Annotated in this window: 19 protein-coding genes and 3 tRNA genes; 13 read left to right on the top strand and 9 right to left on the bottom strand. The window is 50.8% G+C overall.

Annotated elements, in window-relative coordinates:
• Positions 1-585 precede the first annotated feature (585 nt).
• The 9 genes from ACQ4M4_RS14530 to ACQ4M4_RS14490 form a co-directional block, all read right to left on the bottom strand.
• Positions 586-816, bottom strand: coding sequence for a hypothetical protein (locus tag ACQ4M4_RS14530; protein WP_430685218.1), 231 nt, complete (start codon positions 814-816; stop codon positions 586-588).
• A gap of 67 nt (positions 817-883) precedes the next feature.
• Positions 884-3,820 (bottom strand): NHLP bacteriocin export ABC transporter permease/ATPase subunit, encoded by a 2,937-nt coding sequence (locus ACQ4M4_RS14525; protein WP_430685217.1) that lies wholly within the window; start codon positions 3,818-3,820, stop codon positions 884-886.
• Between the two features lie 65 nt (positions 3,821-3,885).
• A complete protein-coding gene (locus ACQ4M4_RS14520; protein ID WP_430685216.1) occupies positions 3,886-6,219 on the bottom strand; it encodes an NHLP family bacteriocin export ABC transporter peptidase/permease/ATPase subunit in 2,334 nt (777 codons plus the stop codon).
• 1 nt (position 6,220) lies between these two features.
• Positions 6,221-7,855, bottom strand: coding sequence for an NHLP bacteriocin system secretion protein (locus ACQ4M4_RS14515; protein WP_430685215.1), 1,635 nt, complete (start codon positions 7,853-7,855; stop codon positions 6,221-6,223).
• Positions 7,856-7,886: 31 nt separating this feature from the next.
• Positions 7,887-8,993, bottom strand: a complete 1,107-nt coding sequence (locus tag ACQ4M4_RS14510; RefSeq protein WP_430685214.1) for a hypothetical protein — start codon at positions 8,991-8,993, stop codon at positions 7,887-7,889.
• A gap of 164 nt (positions 8,994-9,157) precedes the next feature.
• The gene (locus ACQ4M4_RS14505; RefSeq protein ID WP_430685213.1) at positions 9,158-9,508 is read right to left on the bottom strand and encodes a hypothetical protein; all 351 of its coding nucleotides are present in this window, start codon (positions 9,506-9,508) and stop codon (positions 9,158-9,160) included.
• A 191-nt stretch (positions 9,509-9,699) separates the two neighbouring features.
• Positions 9,700-10,041 (bottom strand): CTB family bacteriocin, encoded by a 342-nt coding sequence (locus ACQ4M4_RS14500; protein ID WP_430685212.1) that lies wholly within the window; start codon positions 10,039-10,041, stop codon positions 9,700-9,702.
• Between the two features lie 134 nt (positions 10,042-10,175).
• Positions 10,176-13,922, bottom strand: a complete 3,747-nt coding sequence (locus ACQ4M4_RS14495) for a tetratricopeptide repeat protein (RefSeq protein ID WP_430685211.1) — start codon at positions 13,920-13,922, stop codon at positions 10,176-10,178.
• The gene (locus ACQ4M4_RS14490; protein WP_430685210.1) at positions 13,852-16,164 is read right to left on the bottom strand and encodes a caspase family protein; all 2,313 of its coding nucleotides are present in this window, start codon (positions 16,162-16,164) and stop codon (positions 13,852-13,854) included. Before ACQ4M4_RS14490 ends, ACQ4M4_RS14495 begins: the two co-directional genes overlap by 71 nt.
• 732 nt (positions 16,165-16,896) lie before the next feature.
• Between ACQ4M4_RS14490 and ACQ4M4_RS14485 the strand changes: the two genes are divergently transcribed.
• The 13 genes from ACQ4M4_RS14485 to ACQ4M4_RS14425 all read left to right on the top strand — a co-directional run bounded on the left by ACQ4M4_RS14485 (position 16,897) and on the right by ACQ4M4_RS14425 (position 24,294).
• On the top strand, positions 16,897-17,418 hold the full coding sequence (locus tag ACQ4M4_RS14485) for an HNH endonuclease (RefSeq protein ID WP_430685209.1): 522 nt from the start codon (positions 16,897-16,899) through the stop codon (positions 17,416-17,418).
• 35 nt (positions 17,419-17,453) lie between these two features.
• Positions 17,454-17,840, top strand: coding sequence for an alr0857 family protein (locus ACQ4M4_RS14480; protein ID WP_430685208.1), 387 nt, complete (start codon positions 17,454-17,456; stop codon positions 17,838-17,840).
• 342 nt (positions 17,841-18,182) lie between these two features.
• Positions 18,183-18,270, top strand: a tRNA-OTHER gene (locus ACQ4M4_RS14475).
• A 6-nt stretch (positions 18,271-18,276) separates the two neighbouring features.
• A tRNA-Phe gene (locus ACQ4M4_RS14470) sits at positions 18,277-18,349 on the top strand.
• Between the two features lie 22 nt (positions 18,350-18,371).
• Positions 18,372-18,443, top strand: a tRNA-Asn gene (locus ACQ4M4_RS14465).
• A 137-nt stretch (positions 18,444-18,580) separates the two neighbouring features.
• The gene (locus ACQ4M4_RS14460) at positions 18,581-18,781 is read left to right on the top strand and encodes a hypothetical protein (protein WP_430685207.1); all 201 of its coding nucleotides are present in this window, start codon (positions 18,581-18,583) and stop codon (positions 18,779-18,781) included.
• A 120-nt stretch (positions 18,782-18,901) separates the two neighbouring features.
• Positions 18,902-19,630, top strand: coding sequence for a hypothetical protein (locus ACQ4M4_RS14455; RefSeq protein WP_430685206.1), 729 nt, complete (start codon positions 18,902-18,904; stop codon positions 19,628-19,630).
• A gap of 252 nt (positions 19,631-19,882) precedes the next feature.
• Positions 19,883-20,326: an NADAR family protein gene (locus ACQ4M4_RS14450; protein WP_430685205.1), complete on the top strand. Its 444-nt coding sequence runs from the start codon at positions 19,883-19,885 to the stop codon at positions 20,324-20,326.
• A gap of 27 nt (positions 20,327-20,353) precedes the next feature.
• A complete protein-coding gene (locus ACQ4M4_RS14445; RefSeq protein WP_430685204.1) occupies positions 20,354-20,938 on the top strand; it encodes an exonuclease domain-containing protein in 585 nt (194 codons plus the stop codon).
• A gap of 6 nt (positions 20,939-20,944) precedes the next feature.
• A complete protein-coding gene (locus ACQ4M4_RS14440) occupies positions 20,945-21,778 on the top strand; it encodes a hypothetical protein (RefSeq protein WP_430685203.1) in 834 nt (277 codons plus the stop codon).
• 4 nt (positions 21,779-21,782) lie between these two features.
• Positions 21,783-22,421, top strand: coding sequence for a HesA/MoeB/ThiF family protein (locus ACQ4M4_RS14435; RefSeq protein WP_430685202.1), 639 nt, complete (start codon positions 21,783-21,785; stop codon positions 22,419-22,421).
• A gap of 239 nt (positions 22,422-22,660) precedes the next feature.
• Positions 22,661-23,041: a hypothetical protein gene (locus ACQ4M4_RS14430; RefSeq protein ID WP_430685201.1), complete on the top strand. Its 381-nt coding sequence runs from the start codon at positions 22,661-22,663 to the stop codon at positions 23,039-23,041.
• A gap of 380 nt (positions 23,042-23,421) precedes the next feature.
• On the top strand, positions 23,422-24,294 hold the full coding sequence (locus ACQ4M4_RS14425) for a hypothetical protein (RefSeq protein ID WP_430685200.1): 873 nt from the start codon (positions 23,422-23,424) through the stop codon (positions 24,292-24,294).
• Positions 24,295-24,304 lie beyond the last annotated feature (10 nt).

Genomic DNA, 24,304 nt, shown 5'->3' with positions numbered 1-24,304 from the left:
TTGATACATGATGCGATCGCCAACATTTTCCTTAGAAAAATCTCCACCCAAAGGCTAATCCATAGCAGGAGTTACTATCTCCAAAAGCTACAAGGCAAGCATTACTCTGGATACTATTTATTAGTCTTTAAGCTTTTTCGTCAAGTACCGGAACCAATTCTACAGAATTTAGACAGAATTGTTTCCAGCTAGTATCTGTGTTCAACATCGTGTCAATTCAAAAGGCTGAAATCCTTATGAAAAGGATATTGCACATAATGCCCTTTTCATAAGGATCTTTATCGCTAAATGCATCCGGTTAGTTTTCTGCTGGTTTTAAGCAATCTCTAATCCATTCATGATTTCGATACATCTTCTGCAACAATTTGCTGGAGTTTCTGATGTAAACTTAAACGGGTGTTCAAGCAACTTGATTCCTCACTTTTTTCTGATAGACGACTCAGAAAACAGCTTGGATTTCCACGTTCCTAGCCTTGTGGCAGGTGGCGTGGGTATTTCCTTGCTGCCAGCTAATGTCAAAAAACTTCAGCGTAACGGTGTGGCCTATCTTGGGAGGCGATCGCAAGTAATCGTATCCAGCAGGAATCAAGATTGAAAATCAGATTCCAATTGCCAAAGGCGTTCGAGGGTTTCTATATGTTGGCGGATGTGGCGAGTGCGTTGGCGATCGCGCCGTTGTTTCCACATCATCAGCGCGATCGCCGTCATAACCAGCGCATTCAGCCACAAACCAATGACCAGACCGCTGGGAGGTGAGGGTTTCGCTACGGGCTGCAACACAAAATTGGCACAAACAGACGATTGCATCGCTTGCATAGGGTCTCCATGAATGAATTTCTAAAAAGCGCCAGAATTCAACCTGTTTGACAGAGCAAGAACAGAACTATACCTGCTGCCGCTGAATCAGTTGGCGAAATAAACCGGACTGGGCTGCTAACGTCTCAAAGTTGCCGTGCTGGATAACTTGACCATTTTGCAAGACGTAGATGCGATCGGCATTGCGAATGGTGCTGAGGCGATGGGCCACGACAATTCGAGTCACCCGTAACCGCTCCAGGCTGTCGCTCACGATAGCCTGGGTACGGTTATCCAACGCGCTGGTGGCCTCATCAAACAACAGAATGCGGGGCCGTAACACCAGCGATCGCGCAATCAAGAGTCGCTGACGCTGTCCGCCCGATAGGTTGGTGCCGCCTTCGCTCACCACCGTGTGCATGCCCATTGGCATTGCCAAAATGTCGTCTGCCAAACCTGCCATGCGTGCCGCATCCCAGGCTTCATCCATGCTGATCAGCGATCCGCTGGAAATATTTTCGAAGAGTGATGCAGACATGAGTCGGCTGTTTTGGAGAACGACACCCAACTGTCGGCGCACCGCATGCACATCCAGCCCAGCCAAATCTTGCCCATCATAATAGACCGTGCCTGACTCAGGGGTATCAAACCCGAGCAGCAGGCGAAAGAGGGTGGATTTGCCGCTGCCCGATGGTCCGACCAAAGCAATAAATTCACCCGGCTCTGCACAAACGCTAACGTTGTCGAGGGTCAACGGGCCATCATCGCGATAGCGAAAGGTCACGCGATCAATCGTGACTTGGCCCAAAAGTCGGCCTGGATCGGCCTTGTCGCTTGTGACTTCGGGAGTGGCGTGGAGGATAGGCTGCGATCGCTGCCAGATGGGCAATACCTCCATCACATCGACAACCGTTGTACTCAAGCTGGTAGCTCCCCCGATAAAGGTGCCAAATGCTGCGTTGAACGCTAAAAAGGTACCAATGGAAAAGCCGCCTTCAGCAGTTTGTGCTTGCTGGAGCAGATAAATTGCACAGGTAAATAAAGCAGCTGGCGTTAACGCTGAGAGGAGACTATTGATGACAGCTAAGTTATCTTCAATCCCTTGAGAGGCTAATGTGAGCTTGAGTTGTTGGCTATATTGCTTGCCCCAATAGGCAAAGGCCCGCGTTTCGGCACCTGCTATACGAAACTTGGCGACCCCGTTAATAATTTGCACCATCATGCCGAAGAGTTTGCCTTGGCGGTCAAGCAGGGGACGTGCTTTTTTGAGCGTGAGCATGCTAGACACAACCGTAACGCTAATGTTGATGAGAGCCACCAGCAACGCAATCAGGGCGAGGGGTGCGCTGTAGTAAAACAGCAAACCCAAATTCAGCAACGAAAACAGGCTAGAAAACAAGCTTTTGAGAATGGTGCTGCCTAGTTTTTGGCGAATTTGGCTGACCGCAGACACGCGAGCACTGAGATCGCCAATGGAATATTGCCGAAAAAATGATGGCTTGAGCTTGAGCAATCGATCCCACACTGCCGCCTGAGTAGAAGCATCCGCAAAGGTTTCCAGCCGCATCAGGGCAATGCCCTGCGCAATTTGAAACAGCGTGACGCCCAAGGTAGTGGCGAGCAATCCCAGCGCGATTTGCACCAGTAGTTGACGGTTAGCATCGGGAATGGCCTGATCAATCAGCAGAGCCGTTGCCTGAGGAGTCACCATGCCCAACAGCGTTGCGCCTACCCCTGCCACCAGCACCAGGCCCAACTCTTTGAAGTGTCCCCATAGAGCAAAGTGCATTAAGTTGATAGGTTTGAGCGGATTTGGCAGCGGTCGGTAGAAGGTGAAGGCCACAGGAGCCAGGGTTGCCGCTAAGCGCACATCACAAACTGTGCGGGTTTGCTGCGCTGGATCAACCAGTTCGTAGCAGGATTCGGTTTTGGGTAGCAAGGCAACGGGGCGATTATCCGCCAGGGTGTAGGCCAGCAGTGGCCCACCATCCCGTTTCCACCATCCCTCGCGCAGGGCAACCCGGCGAAACCGAATGTGGGAGGCCCGGGCGATCGCCTCCAATGGATCTTTCAACCGTCGCCAATCTTCGGATTCGGCAGGTGGCAAGATGGGAATGCCTAAAGCTCGGCCAGCGGCTCCAGCAGACTCTAACAACGCCATGTCAGACGTTTGGGAAGTTGCAAATTCATGCGGTAAGTGGGGCGATCGCGTCGTTGGATTAAAGACCCCAGCCAATTCGTGAAGCGTTTGAGTCACGGCGCGGGTGTTCAACTGTTGCCGTTCCTGATAGCGCTGAAGTTCCTGCTGCAATTTCTGCTGCTCCAATTGGTCAATGCCTTGCATCACCAATACCTGCATCTGATTCAGACCTGCCAGGAACTGCTGAACTGCGGCAGGTGTCGCAAGCTGGTCTTCCGTCAACTGCATCACCTCCAACTCAACAATGTCCGTTGCTTGCAGCCAAAGATGGGTTTGCACAGGACACCAGTTCCTCACCCATTGCCCACGCATGCCACACAAGGCGGCATGCCCTTGCAGCACTCGTACCCAAACCACACAGCCCTGTGTGGTTTGAAAGATTTCGGGATAGTCTAATACGCCACAGGTTGCGATCGGCGTTGGTAGTTTGGCGGGGGCTATGTCTGCCAACGTAGAGCCCAAGTTGTAAACCCAGGCTTCAATTTGAAGAAGGGCGATGGCAGGGTGATCAGCGGCCCAGGTACAAAATTCGGATTCTGTAAGAATTTTGATTTGTGTAAGCTCAATGGCTACGGCTAATAACTGATAGGAAGTTTCCTCATCAAACAGCGGAACATAGGGAAATACGGCTTCTCCTGCCTTGACGTTGAATAAATAACGCCGTTGGCCTTTGGGAATACCTTTGTGAACTGGCACGGCAAATACCGCTAATGTTCCCGTGTGCACTTGCCAAACGATATTAGGCTGATTCAGGAATCGGGGTTCATTGCTGGATAGGGACTCAAGGGTCGCATCGTGTTGACATAAGGCGTCTTGGGCGAACACGAAATTTCTCCTATGGTTATTTGTGTCATTAAAGATGGATTGAGAGCGATCGCCATTGCATTCATCTAGGCATCTTCAATAGATTCACCTTCGCTTCGAATCAGTTGAAGATAGTGGCCGTCCATTGCTTTCAACGCATCGTGATTACCGCGTTGCACAACCTTTCCACGCTCTAGCACAATAATTTCGTCACAATCTCGAATCGTACTCAGGCGATGGGCCACAATCAAACAGGTGCAGCCACGAAGCCGCAGGTTGTAGTCGATCGTGCGTTCGGTTTCAGTGTCGAGGGCACTGGTCGCTTCATCCATGACCAAAATGCTGGGATTGCTGACCAGGGCACGGGCAATTTCTAGCCGTTGCCGCTGCCCGCCGCTCAAGTTTGTTGCCCCTTCAGCCAATTCTGCTCCATACCCACCCGGCAGCGACAAAATGATGTCGTGAACGGCAGCATCCCGGCAGGCTTGAATTAACTGATGATCCGAAAGAGTCGTATCCCACAGGGTTAAGTTGTCGCGCACACTGCCTGCAAACAGCAGCACATCCTGCTCAATCATGGCGAGGGAATTGGTCAGTACAGGGCGCGAAATCTGGCTGCGGGATCGACCATCCAATAAAATGTCACCAGACCACGGTTCGTACAAGCCGCAAACCAGCTTGCCCAGCGTGGATTTACCAGAACCACTACCGCCCACTAGCGCGACGCGCTGCCCCGGCTTGAGTGACAAATTGAAGTTTTCAATCAGAGGTGGAGCGGTGCGGCTATAGCCAAAGGTGAGATTGCGGATTTCGACGTATCCCTCTAGCTTGGGCTGAGCGTAGTCAGGCGGCAGTTCTGTCGTAGAGGGATGCTGTTTCACCAGCGGATCAGTTGGGTTTTGCAAAACATCGTCTAGACGATTGAGCGTTCCATCCAACTCTTGAAAGTCGCCACCTAAGCGAATGAGCTGGTTGACTGGCTGCATAAATTGCTGAATTAGGGACTGAAACGCGACCAGCATACCAATGCTAAGGTGTCCATCCATGACTCGCAGACCACCCACCACTACCAGCAGCATGGCGCTGAGGCTACTGAGCAATGTAGGCAAGGTGCTCAGACGCTGGCTTAATCCATCCATATCTTGCCGAGCGTTGAGAAACTTGGCGTAGTATCCAGCCCAGCGAGTAAAGAAATCGGACTCTAGGCCCGATGCCTTCAGGGTTTCCATACTCTGCAATCCAGCGATCGCCACACCGCTCACTTTTCCTTGCTCCTGCATCAGGCGCAAGTTTGTGTCGGCTCGCAGTCGTCCCACCATTTGCAAAGCCAACAGGTTGATCGTGACAAAGGCAAAGCCAATCAGCGTTAACACACTATCGTATTGCCACATGACAATACCGTAGAAGCTTACCATCACGCAGGAGATCACCGTTGTGGCTAACTGTCCTGACAACAGATTAGCCAGGCGATCGTTGAGCTGAATACGACTGCTAATTTCACCAGAAAAGCGCTGATCATAGAAGCTAACGGGAAGGTAGAGAAGATGCCATAGAAAACGGCTGGACATCTTCATCGATAACTTAATTCTTAAGCGACGAAGTAATTGCAGTTGCAAACGGGTGAGCAATCCCGTTAATGTAGCCGTGAATGCCATCGCTAGCACGAGCGGGCGCAGCCAATCATCCCGTCCTTGAATCAAAATTTGATCGACAAAAACCTGGGAAAAAGCAGGCATTGCTAAACCAGGCAACACCAGCAAGAATCCCACTATTACGCAAAAGATGAGGGAACTGACAGACCCTTGGAGGCGATCGCCCAATGCCCGAATCATACTTGGCTTTTTCCCTCCCGTTTGAAACTCGGGTTTGGGTTCGAAGGTGAGAACAACACCCGTGAATGCTTCGCTAAATTCTGCCAGGGAAACGGTGCGGGGTCCCATCGCCGGATCATTGAGATAGACGCGCTGCCGATGGAATCCCTGCACCACTAAAAAATGGTTGAAATTCCAAAATACGATGTACGGACAGGGTAACTGCTGCAATGCCGCCAGATCAGCCTTGAAGCCTTTGGCGTGTAGTCCATAGCTGCGAGCAGCATTGAGCAAATTGGAGGCTTTGCTGCCATCGCGGGAAATACCACAGGCTTGCCGCAATTCCGCCAGGGAGACGATCGCTCTGTGGTAGCCCAAAATCATCCCCAGCGAGGCTGCCCCGCACTCAACGGCTTCCATTTGCAGAATTGTAGGAGTGCGGCGAATGCGGCCATGGCCCCACAAGGTGGTGGGCAACTGCTGCACCGTTTGCGGTAGCTGCCTGACCTCCTGGGGAAGACGGTGCAGGCGGTGACGGATGTCAGCAGCGATCGCCTGTACCCACCGATAGGCTCTGTTGACTGGGTTTTGTGGTGGTTGCTGAGTCATCTTAGTTCAACCCCGTCAGCGACTTGAGAACGGGCAGCACATAGGAAATGGGAGCGCGTGCTTCAACGGTGATGCGGGCAGTCGCGGTGGTGCCAGGTGCGATCGCCTGGTTGGGACCTTGAGACGAAGACCAGCGATAGCGTAGGGTTTCGGACGTTGCAGTAGTATTAGACGCAAGCTGGGTGCGAGTCGCTGAGTGAGTTTCTAAGCGGGCAAATACGGCCACGTGTGGTTCCTCCGTCATGAGGCTGGGCAACATATCGGGATTGCCGATGAGGCTAGCAGCCCCGGCCCGAGTAATGGGATACTGCGACACCTCAAACACCGTGCCCACAATACCGCCATACTCCTCCCGCTTAACGGTAGTGGGCGTCATTTGCACCTTCATTCCCGGCGTAATTTTGTTGCCCTCGCTGACGGGCAGAAACATCAGCCCAACCAGGGGCGTCGAGTCTCCCTGAGCCGATAGTGTTACCACACTCATGCCTGGATCCATTCGTTCACCGGGCTTGGCAGAAACTTCCAAGATCTTGCCTGCGTATGGGCTGGTGATTTTACTCGCTTGCTGGAGCTGGAGCTGCAATTGGGCGATCGCCCGCTGGGTTTCCTGTATTTCTTTCTGGCGGGCCGTAGCTGCAACCAGATCTTGCTCTTGCTGGGAGGCAGCTTGGGTTTCCAATTGACTGAGTTGTGCTCGCAGTTCATCGGCCTGATTCACGCTGTTCAGGTATTCCCTCTGGGCATCGGCTTCTTGCACATCCAGCTGTTTGAGCTGCGACTCCGCTTCATTGAGCTGGGCCTGTGCGTTCAAGTATTCCTGCTCGGCTTGCAGCACCATATCTCGCGATAGTGCGCCCTCCGAGTGAGCGACTTGTCGGGCCTGCCAGCGCTGCTCGTAGGTAGGAATTTGGGCCTGTAGGGTTTGCAGCCGCTGTTGCAAGGTTCGCCGTTCCTGCTGAATGGCTTCAATTCCCTTCTCTCGCAAAATGGGAGTAAGGGATTGCACCGTTTGCAAACTTTGCTGGAGGGTTTGTCGCTGTTGGGCGATCGCAGTTTGCTGATAGATATCGCGCTGGCGCTGAGCCGTACGGGCTGATTGGTCTTGTTGTTGCAACTGCACCAATTTATCCTGGGCCAACTGCAATTGTTGCTCCACTTCAGTTTGCTCCAATGTGGCTAACACATCCCCCAGCTGAACGCGATCGCCCGTCCGCACAGCAACCGTGAGCAATCGCCCCGCACTCGGCGTTTGGATACGCACAATCTGACTGGGATCAACCCGCCACTGGTTGGTCGCCACTTCGGTAATCGGCAAGGGCACCAGCACGCCCTGACCCGAAACATTGATGGGAATACGGCCAAACACACTCCACAAGCAACCTGCCACAACAACCGTTCCCAGCGCGGCAAGGGACAGCCATCGATGTGGACTCACAACCTGAACCAATTGGTCCAACTCGTCGGGAGAGGCACTGCGCTCTAATGCTTCGGGACGAAATAATTTGCTTTTTGCAGATTGGGAAACCGTGGATGAATGATCTGATGAATGAGTTGGTGAATGATTAGATAAATTGGACTGCGAACTCTGACGTGAATGACTAGATGATGGATGTAGTTGAGGTTGGGGTGTGACCATGGGCTTATCTTCCAGTTGGGGGATTGATGGGTTATTGAGCCTGAATTCGTTGCAGCAGCCACTCAAACCGGGCCTCTGCTAAAGAAAGGCGGGTCAACAATTTGCTCTCGTTGGAGATAGGGCCAAAAGCAGAGGGTTCAACACCAGCTCGGTTAACCTGTTCGGCTAGATGTCGGGTGTAAACCGTGTGCAAAATCGCTTGATAGTCTGTTGCTAGCAACATGGCTAATACCCGGTAAAACCGAGACGCAAAACCCACATCATGAAGTAGTTTGGCCGCCAGCCGCCAACCGGGAACAGATAGCACCTGGGACTCTCGAACCGCCCACACCTGAGTGACAGGTTCATAGGCATGAATCAATCCCATATCGCCAATTAGGTCACCTCGCGATAGCCGTACCTCGTTGGCAGGTGCAGCCAAATGCACTCGCGAGAACGCATGCAGCAGTATATGACTTTGGGCCAGTTGCTCCGCTCCGTTAGGCTGGCTCATGCCCAAAGCACCATCTAGCACAATGTGAAGTGCGCTAGGCGATCGCCCACAGGGCACCAAAACCGTATTGCCTGCCAGCGTTTGAACCTGGCCAACCGTTGCCAACCAGTCGAGATCACTATCCTCAAGTTCTGCAAAGAGGGTAATGGCCTGCCGCTGGTGCGATCGCGCGACCGGGGCTCCCTGGTTGGCCAATTGCTGTTTCAAACATTGAGTCCGGTGAAATAGCAAGCGACCAGCGGTTCGATACCAGCGAGCTGCAAAGGCAAAATCCTCCTGGAGCTTTTGCGCCAGCACTGAACGGGGAATAGCAAAAATCGTTGATGCAGATTGGCTGTAAATGACACTCGAAGACGACTCTGAATCCAAGCTAGACAGGATGCCAACAATCTCTCCACACGTGAGCTGAATCAATGGAATAAATGAAGACGCGATCGCTGATGATAATTGAGAAGATTGAGAGGAGAACGTTGTTTGCGCATCAGCTCCTAATAAAAATAGGCCATCAAGAATGAAAAAAATAACATCGCTAGAGCGATTGGACTGGGTAAGGATCGTCCCTTCAGCAATATCAACTGACTTGCCAGTTTTTACAATCCAATCCAGATCAGAAGTATTAAGTTCGTTTAATACAGTTGGAACCATCGTTAAACCCTGTTCACCATCTAAAAGAACGCAGCTCAACTCACACCTCTACCACCACGGAGAGCGTTGATCTTGCTATGATTGATTCGCGAATTGCGGTCAAGTAGGATTGGATTGACTCTGCGTTCGCTAATCTCTGTGTTCACTAGTCATGGATAGACTGACTAACGAAACAAACCAAACATGCGAGAGAGAAAGGTTGTCGCATGCTCTAGCGAGCTGAAACCTGACAGGCTAATCTGAAACGCAGATAGTGAAAAGAGCGAAAACTTTGACGATTCTGTAGATAAAGAACCATCATTGAGCGGCTTTGCAGAGAGGTTATCTGCCATTTCAATATTCACAAACGTCAGGGTGATATCGAGACCTCCTGCAACGCCGTCCAATTCTTGTTGAGATAGTTCTTGCAATCTACAGTCTGAGGATTCAGCCAATGCGTATGTTGATGCACCTGATGATTTCATAGAGATAGCATCCCCGTGGTCTTCTACATGGGATTGGGATTGAATCGACATAGACCTTCCTCAAGGGGTGCAAAACACGGGACAAGGAAGCAGAGGACTATCAGACAGGTGAGCCCCAATTTCAGCTCGTCATGCAAGATGAAGCACCGAGTGGTTTCACGATCGGGATAGAGCCTCTGCATCAACCCAGGAAAGAAGTAACCAGAATGATTGGTCTTATCGAACAATCATCACCACATCATTCACGACTGCTTCACGGCAGTGAACTGATCCGCACTGGAGAAAATTGAACTAATATCGAGTTGAGAGATCGTGCCGCTGCCTCCAGGACCCGCAAAGGTTGCTTGGCCGAAGGACAGATTTTGCTGGCCGAACTGGCTAGAAGAACCCGAGAGCAAGCTGCTGAAATCGCCTAGGTTTAGGGATAGCCCTCCTGCACAGGTGTCCAAATCTGCTTCCGACAATTCGGAAATTGATACCTCATTCATGGAAGTTTCAGTCATAGAAGTTTCGGCCATGGGTGCCGAGGTCATGGTCTCTGCTTCAACATGCTGAGCAGACATTTCAGATTGCATAAATTTCATGAGAATGACTCCAATGTTGGATTAGTTGGTTTTGGGAAATCCGCTTCAGCGCCTTCCTGTAACCTTCCTATTTCACCGATTTGGAACCTATGCAATTGCTGACAGCAAAGCTCATCCACGTTGATTGAAATACTTTAGAGCGATCGCCACTCTCCCGCCAAAATAAACGCAGCCCAGTAGTAGGGACGAGCATATTCCCCTCCTTGCTGGAGCATCTCCAATTGCACTGTCCGCAGGGCTTCGCTGCGGCCCATACCACTCATCAGCTTGGCATAGTAACGGGTCATTAAATTTTGAGTGCCTGCATCGCTCACCTTCCATAAACTCATAAGCTGCGTTTCTGCACCCGCGATCGCAAATGCTCGTCGCAAGCCGTATACTCCCTCGCCACTGGCAATCTCGCCCAGCCCCGTATCACAAGCCGAAAGCACCACCAGTTGCGTGCCAAACAGGTTCAAGTTTGAGGCTTCTAATGCAGTAAAGACACCATCATCGGTATCGTTGTTTTCGTTAGCCTGACGAGAGTTGAAGCCTGCCATCGCCAGCCCAGAGCGCAGCAAAGGATTCTCGATGGGGGCATTTGCAGTAGCAAAGGCGCGATCGCCCTCACCCCTGGCCAGCGCAACGCTCCGAATCTCAGATAAATCTGGACGTGCCGCATCTTCTAGAAAGAAGCCGTGGGTGGCCAAGTGCAGAATGCGAGGAGCCTGTATTTGCCGCAGTGCAGTCTCCGTCGCGCTTGCCGCAGAAAAGAGTTGAGCATTAGGTAACAAAGGAACAATGGCTTCTGCCTCTTGGGCAGTCCCAGGAAGTGGATCAACCGAACGATTGTTAAGGCTCGTAGAGCGCTGATTGGTTGTGGGTAAGGCGATCGCCTCGCTGCCAAAGCGAGTGTTTGAAACTGAGGGAGCGGCAATTGTTATCGTCGCGTAATCGGGATTCGCAAAAATAGCCGGAGGCTGAGTGCTATGCGGAACCAGGCCAAACTTCAACAAGTCGCGTCCAGAGTTGAGATAGCTGATTTGGTATTGCTCAACAAGGTACTGGCCGTTGTCGGTTTGCAACGCCTCAAAGGGAAGACGATTGAGTTGGCTATCGGGCGAAATGAGCAAGTGCTGGCGACCCTGAAGATAGGGAGCAATGGGGTCAAAAACCAAGGATTGGATTTGGCCTGTGACGGCTTCCACAGCGTCGGGATGCCGTTCAACATTCACAGTTGCCGACCGTGGGTCGGCAGTTGGGTCTTGCAACAAGCGCCCAAAGGACTGCACCGCATCATCAATCACAGCAGCCTCACCCAAATCCACCACATAAATCTCACCTGTGGGCGACAGCAGGTAGGCGGCGTAGTGCTCGGCTCCCCACGGGTTCATGGGCTGGGCAGCATTATAAGAACGATAGCGAACAAATTCGACCAATACACCATTTGCGGGAATCTTGCTCTGTACAGCTGCTAGCGTAATGGGCTGCACCTCGACCCGGAAAGCAGCACTGCGACGCGCCAGGGTGGTTTCTTGAGTGTTGGCTTCTGTCTCTAGGCGGCGGAGTTCGGCCTGGTATTGCTCTGCTGTTAGGTTGGGCGGCGGATTGTAGGTGAGGGTGGCGAGTTGGGTGCGGGTGACCGTGAGCGCATCGAGCAATGCTTGATCGTCGGGTGTGAGGTTTTGGCGTAGGGTTTGCAGGCTGGTAGTGGCAGCATCGAGCAGGCGACCTTTGCGACGCAGCAATGTGGTGAGGGCCAGTTCAGCCGCTTCACGCGAGTCTGGTAATTCGTTCACATTGAGAGAAATAACACCCTGGATTCCTCCTGCAATTTTTGTTGCATAATCTTGGCGCTGGCTCTCGGTTAGGGTTGCCAAATTGAGGGCTAAATGATGTTCTTGAATCTCTAGTTCTCGTTGTAAATAGCGGATTGCTTCGTTGTATCGTCCTTGAGCTTGATACAGCACCGCAAGGTTGCCAAGGCTGTGCACGAAATCGGGATGATTTACTCCAAGCTGTTGTTCATAAATCGAGAGCGATCGCTGATAAAGCAGCTCTGCCTCACGGCTGCGTCCCATGCTTTGATAAAGCCCTGCCAAATTGTTAAGGCCTTTGCCGACAAGCGGGTGGTCTTTCCCTAACTGTTGTTCATAAATATTGAGCGATCGCTGATAGAGCGGTTCCGCTTCACCGTAACGCTGCTGCTGCTGATAGAGCAGTGCCAGGTTGTTCAGGGCAGTTGCAACGGATGAGTGATTCGAGCCATAAACGCGTTCCATAATGGTTAGCGCACGGAAAGCGAACGGCTCAGCATTGTTGTAGCGCCCCTGGTCACTGTAGAGATTGGCCAAATTGTTGAGGAGAGTTGCAATCGCAGCATGATCAGCACCAAATGCCTGCTCAGCAATAGCAAGCGATCGCTGCAACAAAGTTTCTGCTTCGCTGTAACGCCCCTGTGCCTGGTAAAGCCCTGCCAAGCTGTCCAAACTTTCACCAACATCAGGATGGTTTGGCCCCAGCTTCTCCTCCTGAATGGAGATTAACTGCTCGTACAATGGTTCTGCTTCGCTATAGCGCCCCTGGGCTTGATGCAAGTCGGCTAGCAACTTTAAATGCTGGCCCATATCAGGATGGTCGAAACCCAGGCGCTGCTGAGTAATAGTGATTGCTCGCTGCAAAAACGACTCTGCATCGCTATAGCGATTTTGACTCCGATAAAGATGCGCCAGATTGTTGAGACTTTGGGCAATGAGGGGATGGTCTGCTCCTAATTGCTGTTCTCGAATGGCAAGCGATCGCAACAAAAGTGGCTCCGCTTCGGTGTAACGGTCCTGGGCATCATAAATGAGGGCTAGTCCGCTGAGGCTGCTGGCAATTTCGAAATGGTTTGGGTCAATCTGCTGATAGATTGATAGAGCCCGTTGGTAGAGCGGTTCTGCGTCTTCGTAACGATTTTGTAGATAGTAAATTGACGCTAAATTATTCAGGTTCTGCGCCACATCAGGATGAAGTTCTCCAAATTGCTGCTCAACAATATCGAGCGATCGCCCCAGTAACGGTTCTGCTTCGCGGTAGCGCCCTTGCTCCTGGTATAGAGTTGCCAAATTGTTGAGGCTGGTGGCAACGTCTGAATGATTGGGGCCGAGCTGTTGCTCTCGTATCTCAAGCGATTGTTGGTATCGCTCTTCCGCCTCGTCATACCGCCCAAGTGTTTGATATAAAACGGCCAGAATGTTGAGGCTGGTCGCAACCAGAGGATGATTGATGCCGAGCGCTTGCTGCCGCAATACCAGAGCTTGCTCGGCCAGCGGAATAGCATCTGCAGATCTGCCCGTTTGATAAAGCTGAACCACTTGTCGGCTAAGCTGTTCAGCCTGGGCGATCGCTGGGCTTTGCTCAATTGCGTTCGCTGAGCCAGGGCGAATGGTAATTCTATAGTCTCCTGTTGCTCCTGCCGCAAACGAATTTGCCAGAACACGGTAAGTCCCAGTCGCAGGCAGAGTGACAGCCAATTGAGCATTGGGAGCATTGGGACCGTCATCATTCTCAGCAATTTTAGCTGCAGCCGGATTTAGAAGCATTAGATACGAATCAAAGGCAGTGCTCGTCATCTCAATCACAACGGATTGGCCTGCCGTACCTTCAAACGTGTGAAGCACATAGTAACTACCGTCAGGCAATCTTGGGCTGTTGCTGCTGAGCCGACCTTGCAGCGTAATTGGTGCAAAAGCAGCCTGAGCGATGGAGACAGGAGTTGAGCTGACTAATGTTGGCGAGACTGTGAAGAGCAAAAGGGCGAGAAAAACTGATTTCATGGGTGGGGTGGGGTTATGGGATAACTTCGATGAGGGTGGAGAAGGCAGCGATCGCTTGGGAATCGACAGCAGTATCGGCGGCATCAACGGCTTCCGTTAAAACGGTTGCCCCTCGTGAAATCTCATTGACATCTCCCAGCAAATTGTTGAGCAGGCGAATGGAGTCGCCTTCACCAAAGCCAACGGCTCCGCGATTTTGGCTCGCTCCCGTGCGCTGGGCGGCGATCGCCTGCAAATTGCGCAACAGACCTCGCAACGGCTGTCGGCTCACCAGCGTCAGCACCTCAATGTAAGCCGAATCGCTACCCTCCTCCAGCGCAATCCGAAACCGCACCCCATCCTCTGCACGGGGCACTGTTAGACTTTCGCCCTGGTCAATGCGGGCTGCCTCATCAGGCGCATCCCAACGAGCCGGATGCAGCGCAATAATGTCACCGTAGCCATCGATCACCAGGCTGCTGAGGTAGACAGGCTCATTTTCAGCATTGGTGATTTGAATTTGGAACGTTTCGCCTGAGCGGTACACCTGCGATGTGGGGCTAGAGGGCGATCGCCCACCTTCCCCCCCTCGACTCACAATCGAAATCACTGGCCCATTGCCGCTCACCGTAGCAATGCTTCCAGATACCCGCAGGTCGGATGACATGCCCGCCAACTCTTGCAGCACCTTGGTAACCAACAATGCCTTGAAGCGAGACTGAAGCTGCTGAATGGCCACCTCCACCGACTCATTCACGCGAAGGGTGTTGGGAATGACCCGGCTCAGATCGGCAGAAAATAGGGCGATCGCTCCAATGGGCGGCAGGGGACGGTTCAAGGCTGGATCAAGTTGGTTGCGAATGCCTTCTGTAACGCGCACCAAAATGTACTCCAGGTCGGTTTGTTGGTTGATGGGCAGCACCGTGATGAACTCGGGATCATTCTCAGCGGTACCCTGTAGTACAGTTTGCAGGGCAGATGTTGCGATCGCCTGGTCAGTCCCTAATGAACTATCCACCCCAATCCGTAGCGTCGGTGTTGGAATGGCCAGCAGCTTTTCTCTCAGTAGCATCCCCGATCGAACGCTAACCGACTGGCCCTCGGCCAGCCGGCCCTCTGCAACAAGCCCAACACGCGACTCAACAACAACCTCTGCGATCGGATGACCCGCTGCATCAATGCTGGAATAGACCGTGCCCGGTCGCACCATTTTCAAACTGGCTTCTGCAACGCCCCCTAACCAAAGCTGAATCCGTGAGCCGGTAACCGCCTGCACCACCGCATCGGCATAGGGAGTCGGCGCACTCGTGAAATAGATGGGTCGAGTCAGGTTGCCACTGTTGGGTGCTGCCTCAAACAGGGGCACCTGAACACCCCGCCGCTGGACGGCAAGGCGCGTACTGCGAATGAGGTTTACCTTGGTAGTGTCGGCCAGTTCGCCGCTGGTAGCCTGCCACAGGTAACTCGTCAGCAAGTAGCTAAAGGCTCCGGCGGTATAGCCAACATCAAAGGGAAGTTCATAAGCTTGTTGGTTGCAACTGGCAGACCCAAGGGCTAACCCTTTTGCAATGCCCAACTCTCGCAATTGCTGAAAGCGATCGCGCGGTAAGTTTAATTCCCGCAGCCAGCGTTCCTGATTTTCCAACTCTTCTGGGCTGGGCAGCAGGCGGGCTCTAGTACGATTAGTAAGGCGATCGCCCGTAGCAGACCGCACTCTGGCATTGCCCCGTGTCCCCGCTCCCGCAAAGCAACTGTCTAACACCATCGTCACATGATCGGTATCGAGGCGTCGTGTCAGCAAAAACAGACTACGTCCAGTAATGTCAGGCACCACAATGTCCGATTCGGCCTGTCTTTGGCGAGACGCATCGCGCGGAACCAGGGTTCCATTTAGCCCGTTCACCTGATTGTTGCCACACTGAGCCACTGTGATGGGATTGGGATCTGTCACCAGTGAGCCATGCCCAGAATAGTGAAACACCACCACATCCCCCGGTCTTGCCTGAGCGATTAAATGCTCTTCAAACGCTTGCAGAATATTCGCGCGGGTAGGCAATAGCTCTGCATCATCCTTGAGTATCAGCACATCGCGAGGATGAAAACCAAAGCGATGCACCAACAGCTCATACTGCATGTTGACATCGTTGAGACAGCCGCTGAGGTTCGAAATTGTAGAGTTGGGATATTGGTTAATCCCTACCAGTAATGCCAGTTTGCGGGGTGTACTTTGCGCGAGGGCTTTGCCATATTGATCGGCCTGCTGCACAATGTTGAGTTGGCTCAAGCCAATCGTAGCCAACGTTGAACCTGCAACCTGAAGAAAATGGCGACGCTTCATCCTGGGCATAGTTACTGTCTCACACCTGGAGTTTTATGTTCTCAAGTAGTGAGCAGCGATCGCGACATATGCAGGAAAAGCTTTAGATTGTTGAATCTCCACAAGCCATTGCCAATGATTCTGTGGCTGGATAAGCCCGGATTATGGTCGTCAGCTCAAACGGCTTTCCAGGCAATATGGCAAGGTACAACAACGGCATGAATTGATGTATCGCTAATTACTGGAAGCAAGCAAAAACTTCTGTAATCGCAAAAGCAATTCCTACTTCGAGATAAATTCTTCACTTTCCAGTTACCTGCATTTCCGAAGTGCCGCCTCGTTTGGGTGTATTCATAACCAACGCCCTAATTTCTCTGAAAGGGTGGACAAGTTAATACTACAAGTGTAGTATTTATACAGCCAGATTGTAATACATATACTACAGCCTTCTATGATACGCATCCTCGCCACCTTAACCCGCGCCATGCAGTGCCGACCCCATTCAGGTCTGGGCAAAGCAGCGGCGTTGTTTGCGTGTGAGGGGACGTATCGCTTTGGTGACGGTCAATCCGTCAGCGAAGGCATGGATAGCACAATTCCTTCGGAACGCTTCGCGAACGCCGGACGACTCAATCCGGATCAACTCACTAGCAGCGGGAGGTGCAGGACCATCCTGACACCGACATAGGGAAAGCATATCAACTTCCCCAACCCCCGCTTCTGAGTACCAGGAGCGGGGGTTATTTTTTGAGGAGAAAACTCATGCAGACTGAGCAGCGACAGAAAATTCCAATACTCCAGAACCAGGTGGTGGTGTTCTCCAAGAACTACTTGCCCCTGGCGCGGATCAACCTTAAGCGGGCGATCGTTTTACTAGTTACCGGACAGGCCGAGACTCTGGAGTTCAGTAGCACCCAGCACTGGGAAGTCCGCTCTCCCAGTGTCGTACTACAGATTCCCGACCACATTCGGTTAACCAGTGGTAATCCAGAGCGGCACTGGAAACTTCCTCCCGTCAATCGGCGGGAAGTTTTTCGCCGCGACAACCACACCTGTCAGTACTGTGGCAGCACCAAGTACCTGACGCTGGATCACGTGATTCCCCGCTCCAAAGGTGGACCCCATACCTGGGACAACGTGGTAGCAGCCTGCGAGAAGTGCAATTCCAGTAAGGGCGATCGCCTCCTGCATGAAATCGGAATGGTACTCCAAACCAAACCCAAAGCACCGATGCATCCTGCGATCGCATTCGCCGAGCAGTTTTGGAAAGAACAGCAGCCTTGAACCCTGACCTCAAGCCTAGAAAGGAGGCATGACCGATGTTGAAGCTGAATTACACCGACGTTGGGCTGTACATGGAGCAAACCATGACCAACCCCGAACTATTGATTGCCCAGCGAGTCCTCCTGGCCATGCGGTTAGGGCAAATGCTCCATGTTGAACCCGGTCGTGCTTCCTTTCTATTACCTGCGGATTTACCTGAACTAAAAGAACTGGAGATGACGTTACAGCGGGAGTACGACGCAGCAGCCACCCTCATGGCTGTCGATGAGGAGTTTGTCGAAGTCGGGCTGAGCGGAAGCTGGATTGCCGAGGACAAGGACGCTCATGAAGGGATGTTCTTGGCGGTGATGAGCGAGCGAATTGAGTTCCTAATCTACAAGCTGTGGCAGATGAGCGAAGTCCACACTTCCTCCTTGGCATAGTGAGTAAATCCATCGGGAGAGAGCGATACAAGGATTTTCTTATAGTCGTTCTCTCCCATCTCCCCAAAAAAGTTGTATTACCTCTTTGACGCTTTGTAGCATATTGTATTATATTTGTAGCATAAGATGAAACACGGAGGATGTAGCTTAGCCCGGTTAAAAGCAGTCGCCTGTCAAGGGAAAGATCGTGGGCTTAAATCCCATCATCCCCGTACAGCTTTCAATTCGTTGTTGTTTAGTGCTTCGCACTAAACAACAGAAAAAGCCGTAAAGCCTTGTGGACGTAGCTTGCTTCCCGAAGGGTAGAGTAGGGGTTTGAGCCCCTCCGTCCTCGCCAATGATGGAGGTTGTCCGGCACGGACAAGGAAAGCGGCTTGAAAACGACTGCGGGTGACATACAGCGTCAAGAGTTCGATTCTCTTAACCTCCGCCTTTTGGAAATGTAGCTGAGCTGAGTTTAGCGCCAGGTTGAAGCCCTGGAGACGCGGGTTCCATTCCTGCCGTTCCCATCCCTCACTTATGGAGTTGTATTGCCCCATAGCTCCATGGCGGAGCGATCGCCTGTTAAGCAAAGGGGTGTAGGTTCGAGTCCTACTGGGGCAGTCATTCATTGCCGAGTGAACGCCATGGAAAGTCGCTGTAACTCTGAATCACGGAGATACTGGTGTCTCCTAACAGAGACGATTTGCGAACGACTCCTCCTTCCGTTGTTTTATCGATAAGCAAGAGGTGTGATAGCAATGGTGCATATTCGCTTTGAAGGGCGATCGCTCGATAGCCCAGAAACTCAACTGAGAATCACAACAAGTATGAGTGATATGGCTGTCAAAGAACAAGTTTCCAGACACCCGGATGTTAATGCCAATCGGCTCTCTGCCTATGTGCTCGATCGCCGTCCAAGTGGTGATTGGATCATTCGCCCTGAAGCAATTTACGGATAAATACTCTATTTCGCGTCCTTGATTCTTACTCAATCACAGATACGGAGGTGATCTCAATGATGTTCACTAAAACAACGAAAAAAATAACTTCAGCACAATCTCAATTGAATCATCGAAAACATGAGCGAACATCGTTTGAGCGAAATTGTAATTGAACGTCCTCGCGGTGGAATGAGAATTAGCCTCAAGAAGCTAAAGGGTTTTAAGAAGCAATTACAAAAAATCACTGAGGATGCCAGCCAGGATGGATTACTCAGTCCCTACCTGATCAAATCTCGAAACAAGTCCAAATATCTCTCTGATCATCTCGGTCCTTTGCGTCGCTTCTTGCGATCGCACGTTGGACAACCGTGGAACGACGTGTACAGCAAACTGTGTCAGCAATTAGACAGTAACACAATGGCAGGACAACACGTTCTGAGTCATGTGTGGGACTACGTTGAGCGGCACGTTGAACTGATTGATGGCATCCCCTACAGCAAGCCCTATCGGTTTTCTCGTCATCGTTTGGATGGCCATTCCAGGGATAAATTCTATGTACATCCCGAAACCGGGATTCTGTGTGCGTCTGCAAAGACATCTCGGAAGCAAAAACGGAATCAACCCCAGCGGGATAGAGTGATTCTAGATGAGTATCATCAGTACCATCAAATCAGCGAGATCTGGTATCTGGTTACGTTTGAGGAATTTCCACCTCTACCCGCGGAATGGGCTACAGATGTTTTGGAAGGTATCATTTCTCGAAGTGCTACAAGACGAGTCAATGGCCACAGGCTATATGCGGCAAAGAAACGACAGTGTAACAAGAAGGAAATTCGATTGATTCTAAATCAACTTTCTAAACTATAAAATTCACTTCGTGCTCTACCGAAAAAAGCTTATATACTAACTCAGTGGTAGAGCCCTTTCCTATTCGGAAAAGTGTCGCAGGTTCAAATCCTGCTGATGAACGGCAGCTACCAACTACAAACGAGGCTATTTATTAACTAGCCTCAAAGACTCCCTGCATTACGGGAGATGATTGTAATGAGCGACAGAACAAAGCGTGTGAGGTGGCCGCGATCGCCCTTCAAAAATCTTTGCCTAGCACAAGGAGCAACCATGACGATTTACTTTTATGTTGAACGAGAAAAGCCTTACGGTTGCTTCTCCAACTTTTCAGCACATGGTTTCATGCTGGATGAGTTGTATTGGGTAACCAGTGAGCATTACTTCCAGGCACAGAAATTTGTCGATACTCCCTACTTGGAAAAAGTACGGCAAACTAAAACCCCAAAAGATGCAGCCAATATGGGGCGCGATCGCTCCTTACCATTACGGTCTGACTGGGAGCAGGTCAAAGATGATGTCATGCGAAAAGCAGTCCTGCAAAAGTTTAGAACCCATATAGACATTCGAGAAATATTGCTAGCAACTGGAAAAGAAGTGCTTGTGGAGAATACCTCGATCGATTACTACTGGGGCTGTGGCAAAGATGGCAGTGGCAAAAATAAGCTGGGGCAAATTTTGATGGAGGTACGTGAGATTTTACGCAACGAGACTTGATAAATGCAAGTGAGGGGAAGGGAGGAGATGATGGACTTAGCTCAATACGATTACTACTTAGTCCTTGATTTAGAGGCAACTTGTTGTGATCAAGCAACGATCAAGCGGCACCAGACGGAAATTATCGAAATTGGAGCCGTGATGGTTGAAGCACAAGGCTTGAACGTTACTGACGAGTTCCAAATCTTCGTCAAACCCGTTCGCTATTCCATCCTCACACCGTTCTGCAAGTCATTAACCTCTATTACCCAAGAACACGTTGATCAGGCTCCAGGTTACGTAGAGGCCGTTACTCTGCTGAAACAATGGCTGTCCAAATATCCCAATGGGGTGTTTGGTTCCTGGGGTGATTATGACCGCAACCAGTTTAGAAAGGATAGCAAGTTTCATAACGTTCCTTTTCCCATTGACTATCCGCACGTCAACCTCAAACAGGTGTTCAGTGAGGCTCAAGGTTTACCCAAACGATATGGCATGGTAGAAGCCCTACAACTGGCAGGAGTTGCACTGGAGGGAACCCATCACCGGGGTATTGACGATGCCAGAAATATTGCTAAATTGCTGCCGTTTATTCTGGGTAGACAGCAGCTAAACCAGCTCTCAACCGCTTAATTGACAATGACCAACATCCACAAACTACTCAACCAAATTGCCAGTGCTGAAGCGCAACTGCAAACAACCCAATTTCTCGCGCCCTGTGTCAAAGGTGGACAAGTTCGCACACGGGTAGCAGGAATGGTCTACACCTTCACTCCAAAGCCTCAAAAATTTGAAGGCTGGGGCATTTTTCAGCCAACGGATGAACAAACCGCAACGCTGATTGAAGGGGCAGATTCGCCTCAGATTGCGGCTTACTTGCAGCAGTTTCCAACAATTCGGTTGCGGTTGGCGTGTCGCTTACACCATCAAACTTGGCTGGCATATCCCGTGAATGAAGCCGATATGCAGCAGCGGTTTAAGACGGTCAAACCGATGCCTGTACATCTAGTGACCGAAGAGATTGCTTTTGAGCAAATCCTGGCCCGCTGGAATGGCAACTCCTGCTGGTTTGAAGAAGTCGATCGCCGCGCTGACCCTGCGATCGCTGAGACCCTACAATCCAGTCTCAAGCAGTTAACTCCCGTTGAGAAATTGCAGTTTAAGGGTATTACCCCAGAGGTGCGATCGCTCTACGAGTTAGCAACTCAGCAGATAGAAGGATTTGCCCAGCCCCAGCGAGATGAAAAGCGACTGCAGCAAGCTCTCAAGTTGGGCGGCGGTGAACTGCATCAGTTCCAAGATCGAGGGGATTACTGGACAGTGGATTGGACAACAGCGGATGGTATGCGTCATACCAGTGCGATCGCCAAGGAAGATCTAACGGTGGTGAGTTCTGGCATTTGCTTGAGTGGACGCGATCGCGACTTTGACCTGCAATCGTTAGTAGGTGTGATGGAACACCGGGAGTGGTGAAACAATGAGCATCTTTTTTCATGAACAGCTTTACCGGACAGATTCCATCATGGCAAAGCTGAAGGAGTTTCCGGTGACCATTTGTGGTGCAGGAGCTTTGGGGGCAAACCTGACTGAGAATTTAGCTCGTGCTGGCTTTGGTAAGCTCAAAGTCATTGATCGCGATCGCATTGAGGAACGCAATCTTTCCACGCAGCCCTACTACCGTTCAGATGTCGGTGCATTCAAAGCCAAAATTTTGGCAAATAACTTGTATCGGGCGATCGGAACCAAGGTAGACGCTGAAACCAAAGAACTGACAGCGACGAATGCGGCTCAACTCCTCAAAGAAAGTAAATTGATTGTTGATGTATTTGACAACAGCACTTCTCGTCAAGCGGTGAAAGACTACGCTGACCAAACTGGAACGACCTGCCTTCATGCTGGACTCTCTGCCGACTACGCAGAAGTCATCTGGAATGAGGTTTATCGAGTTCCATCTGATGTGAATGATGATGTTTGCGATTATCCACTCGCACGTAACTTAGTGATGTTAACCGTAGCGATAGCGTGTGAAGCGATCGCTTCTTTTGTTGCAACAGGAGAACAACGGCACTTCACGATTACCTTGAAAGATTTGAGTATTCAATCTCTCAATCTGTAAGATCTGATGGTGGCTGGACTACTCTCCGTAGACTGTCACCATCACTTTACACTGTCGGGCTTTGACGTCACAAGCCAATGAATGTCAGTTGGTTTGAATCCCTGCTGCAAAAACGACAGTAGGCACATTAGGAAAAACGATACATCGAGAGCGATCGCGTTCGCAATGAGTTACAATCCGCTGGTATTACCATCATGGATCGGCCGGATGGACAAACTCGCTGACATCGGTGAATAGCGATGACATACCGAAACATTGAACAATGGAATCACCAATGGGGCAAGGGTTTAGTTTGGGTTGGCCCGCTCAGTTGGCTTGTGATCGCCGTTTATGTGCTGATTCGCAATCAAGCTATGTGGGGAGGGCTGGCTGCACTTTACATTGCAATGCCAATCAGCTTGGTGATTCATACACTTGCTCCACTTGCACTAATCCTCCTGATATTTTATCGTCGCCATCGCCGTCAGCCGATTGGCAGAATGATTTATTGGGGGCTGATTTACTATGCCTCAATTCCGTTGATTATTTTGGCTCTTTCAGTGATGCTGCAAGGTCTTTCAGGAACATTGGCGTGGATTGAGATGATAATTCGCGAAATTAAATTCCAACTGAATCGATAGAGAAATTTAAAGAACACAAATAAAAAATACAAAAGAGACGATGAGTGTATCCTTAAAATCCATTCTGGAGTGAAGTGCAAAAGCAACATAGTCCAACTCTGTAACAGTGTTCACGTGATGTGCCGTAGGTAATCGCCTAGTCGTTGATGGGCAATATGACGTTGGGGCGCAAACTGTGGATATCTGCTTTGATTGAGATCCGTTCGCTAGAGCAGGGTAATACCCAGTTCCACAAACTATCTCCAGCATCATTTACTACCATGAGAAGCGTTTTATCTTCCCTCCGTACAAGCTCCCAAATCAAACAATTGCCCTGGCTGGGATTTGGGTTGATTTTATCTCTTACCCCTTCACCGGCTCTTGCGAATGCGGGTACTGCTTTGATGTGGACTGGCCTGATCCATCTGCTAGTGGGCAACCTGATAATTGGTTATGTTGAGGGACGTTTGCTATCCAAGCTGTTTGGCACAGCTAAGCGGCTATCCGTGGGAGTGTTGATCCTTGCCAACTATGCTTCGACATGGGTCGGCACGCTGCTGCTGGTGGGACGATTGTCCAACCATCCTGCTGTCACCCTGGAGAATTTGCAGGTTTGGATCGTTGTTTTAGTGATTGCAGCATTCCTGTTGACATTGCTCATTGAATATCCGTTCATTTGGTTTCTGTTGCGCCAACGCAAACAGGCACTTCAAACTGCGCTCAAAGCTGCATTCGTGATTCACGGCATCAGTTACCTTCTCCTGTTTGGTTGGTACGGCCTCAACAGCCAAACTAGCCTGCTGACCGAACTCAGTCTGGTTCCGGCTGCACAGCTACAGACCAGTGAGCGCTACACGCTGTACTTTCTGGCGAGCGACAGTGGGCAGCCTATGCGCTTAAATTTACCAGAGCTGAAACCAACCGCAATCGACCAATCCGAATTTCTGGCGATCGCACCTGAGTTGAACCAAACCTTCGGGCCAGTTCCCAAATTAACAGAAACAACCGATTGGGATTATTATGCCAACGTATTTGCAGGCGGCGGCCTGACTGGACTGAACCGCCGCACCAAATCTAGTGTTCGATTTAGCCTAGAAACTCCCTTCATTTTCTGGTCAATTAGTCGTGCTGCACACTTGTCAGGTGATTTGTTAGTTTTTCAGCTAGGTCGTCATCAAATCTGTCTGCTCGATCCCAAAACGAAACGAATTGCTCTCATTGCGAAAGGCAAAGAGCTGGTGGTTCACAACGCAATATTAGAGCAACCAAAATGACAATTTTATT

This window comes from Leptolyngbya sp. AN02str (assembly GCF_050565595.1).
Taxonomy (GTDB): domain Bacteria; phylum Cyanobacteriota; class Cyanobacteriia; order Elainellales; family Elainellaceae; genus Kaiparowitsia.
The sequence above is the reverse complement of the archived record's forward strand: the minus strand, read 5'-3'. Positions and strand labels throughout refer to the sequence as shown.

Excerpts from the sequence above, each read along its gene's own strand:
- ACQ4M4_RS14530 (WP_430685218.1), bottom strand. The coding sequence starts at position 816 with ATGCAAGCGATGCAATCGTCTGTTTGTGCCAATTTTGTGTTGCAGCCC.
- ACQ4M4_RS14520 (WP_430685216.1), bottom strand. The coding sequence starts at position 6,219 with ATGACTCAGCAACCACCACAAAACCCAGTCAACAGAGCCTATCGGTGG.
- ACQ4M4_RS14515 (WP_430685215.1), bottom strand. The coding sequence starts at position 7,855 with ATGGTCACACCCCAACCTCAACTACATCCATCATCTAGTCATTCACGT.
- ACQ4M4_RS14510 (WP_430685214.1), bottom strand. The coding sequence starts at position 8,993 with ATGGTTCCAACTGTATTAAACGAACTTAATACTTCTGATCTGGATTGG.
- ACQ4M4_RS14505 (WP_430685213.1), bottom strand. The coding sequence starts at position 9,508 with ATGTCGATTCAATCCCAATCCCATGTAGAAGACCACGGGGATGCTATC.
- ACQ4M4_RS14500 (WP_430685212.1), bottom strand. The coding sequence starts at position 10,041 with ATGAAATTTATGCAATCTGAAATGTCTGCTCAGCATGTTGAAGCAGAG.
- ACQ4M4_RS14495 (WP_430685211.1), bottom strand. The coding sequence starts at position 13,922 with ATGCCGCCGATACTGCTGTCGATTCCCAAGCGATCGCTGCCTTCTCCA.
- ACQ4M4_RS14490 (WP_430685210.1), bottom strand. The coding sequence starts at position 16,164 with ATGCCCAGGATGAAGCGTCGCCATTTTCTTCAGGTTGCAGGTTCAACG.
- ACQ4M4_RS14485 (WP_430685209.1), top strand. The coding sequence starts at position 16,897 with ATGCAGACTGAGCAGCGACAGAAAATTCCAATACTCCAGAACCAGGTG.
- ACQ4M4_RS14480 (WP_430685208.1), top strand. The coding sequence starts at position 17,454 with ATGTTGAAGCTGAATTACACCGACGTTGGGCTGTACATGGAGCAAACC.
- ACQ4M4_RS14460 (WP_430685207.1), top strand. The coding sequence starts at position 18,581 with ATGGTGCATATTCGCTTTGAAGGGCGATCGCTCGATAGCCCAGAAACT.
- ACQ4M4_RS14455 (WP_430685206.1), top strand. The coding sequence starts at position 18,902 with ATGAGCGAACATCGTTTGAGCGAAATTGTAATTGAACGTCCTCGCGGT.
- ACQ4M4_RS14450 (WP_430685205.1), top strand. The coding sequence starts at position 19,883 with ATGACGATTTACTTTTATGTTGAACGAGAAAAGCCTTACGGTTGCTTC.
- ACQ4M4_RS14445 (WP_430685204.1), top strand. The coding sequence starts at position 20,354 with ATGATGGACTTAGCTCAATACGATTACTACTTAGTCCTTGATTTAGAG.
- ACQ4M4_RS14440 (WP_430685203.1), top strand. The coding sequence starts at position 20,945 with ATGACCAACATCCACAAACTACTCAACCAAATTGCCAGTGCTGAAGCG.
- ACQ4M4_RS14435 (WP_430685202.1), top strand. The coding sequence starts at position 21,783 with ATGAGCATCTTTTTTCATGAACAGCTTTACCGGACAGATTCCATCATG.
- ACQ4M4_RS14430 (WP_430685201.1), top strand. The coding sequence starts at position 22,661 with ATGACATACCGAAACATTGAACAATGGAATCACCAATGGGGCAAGGGT.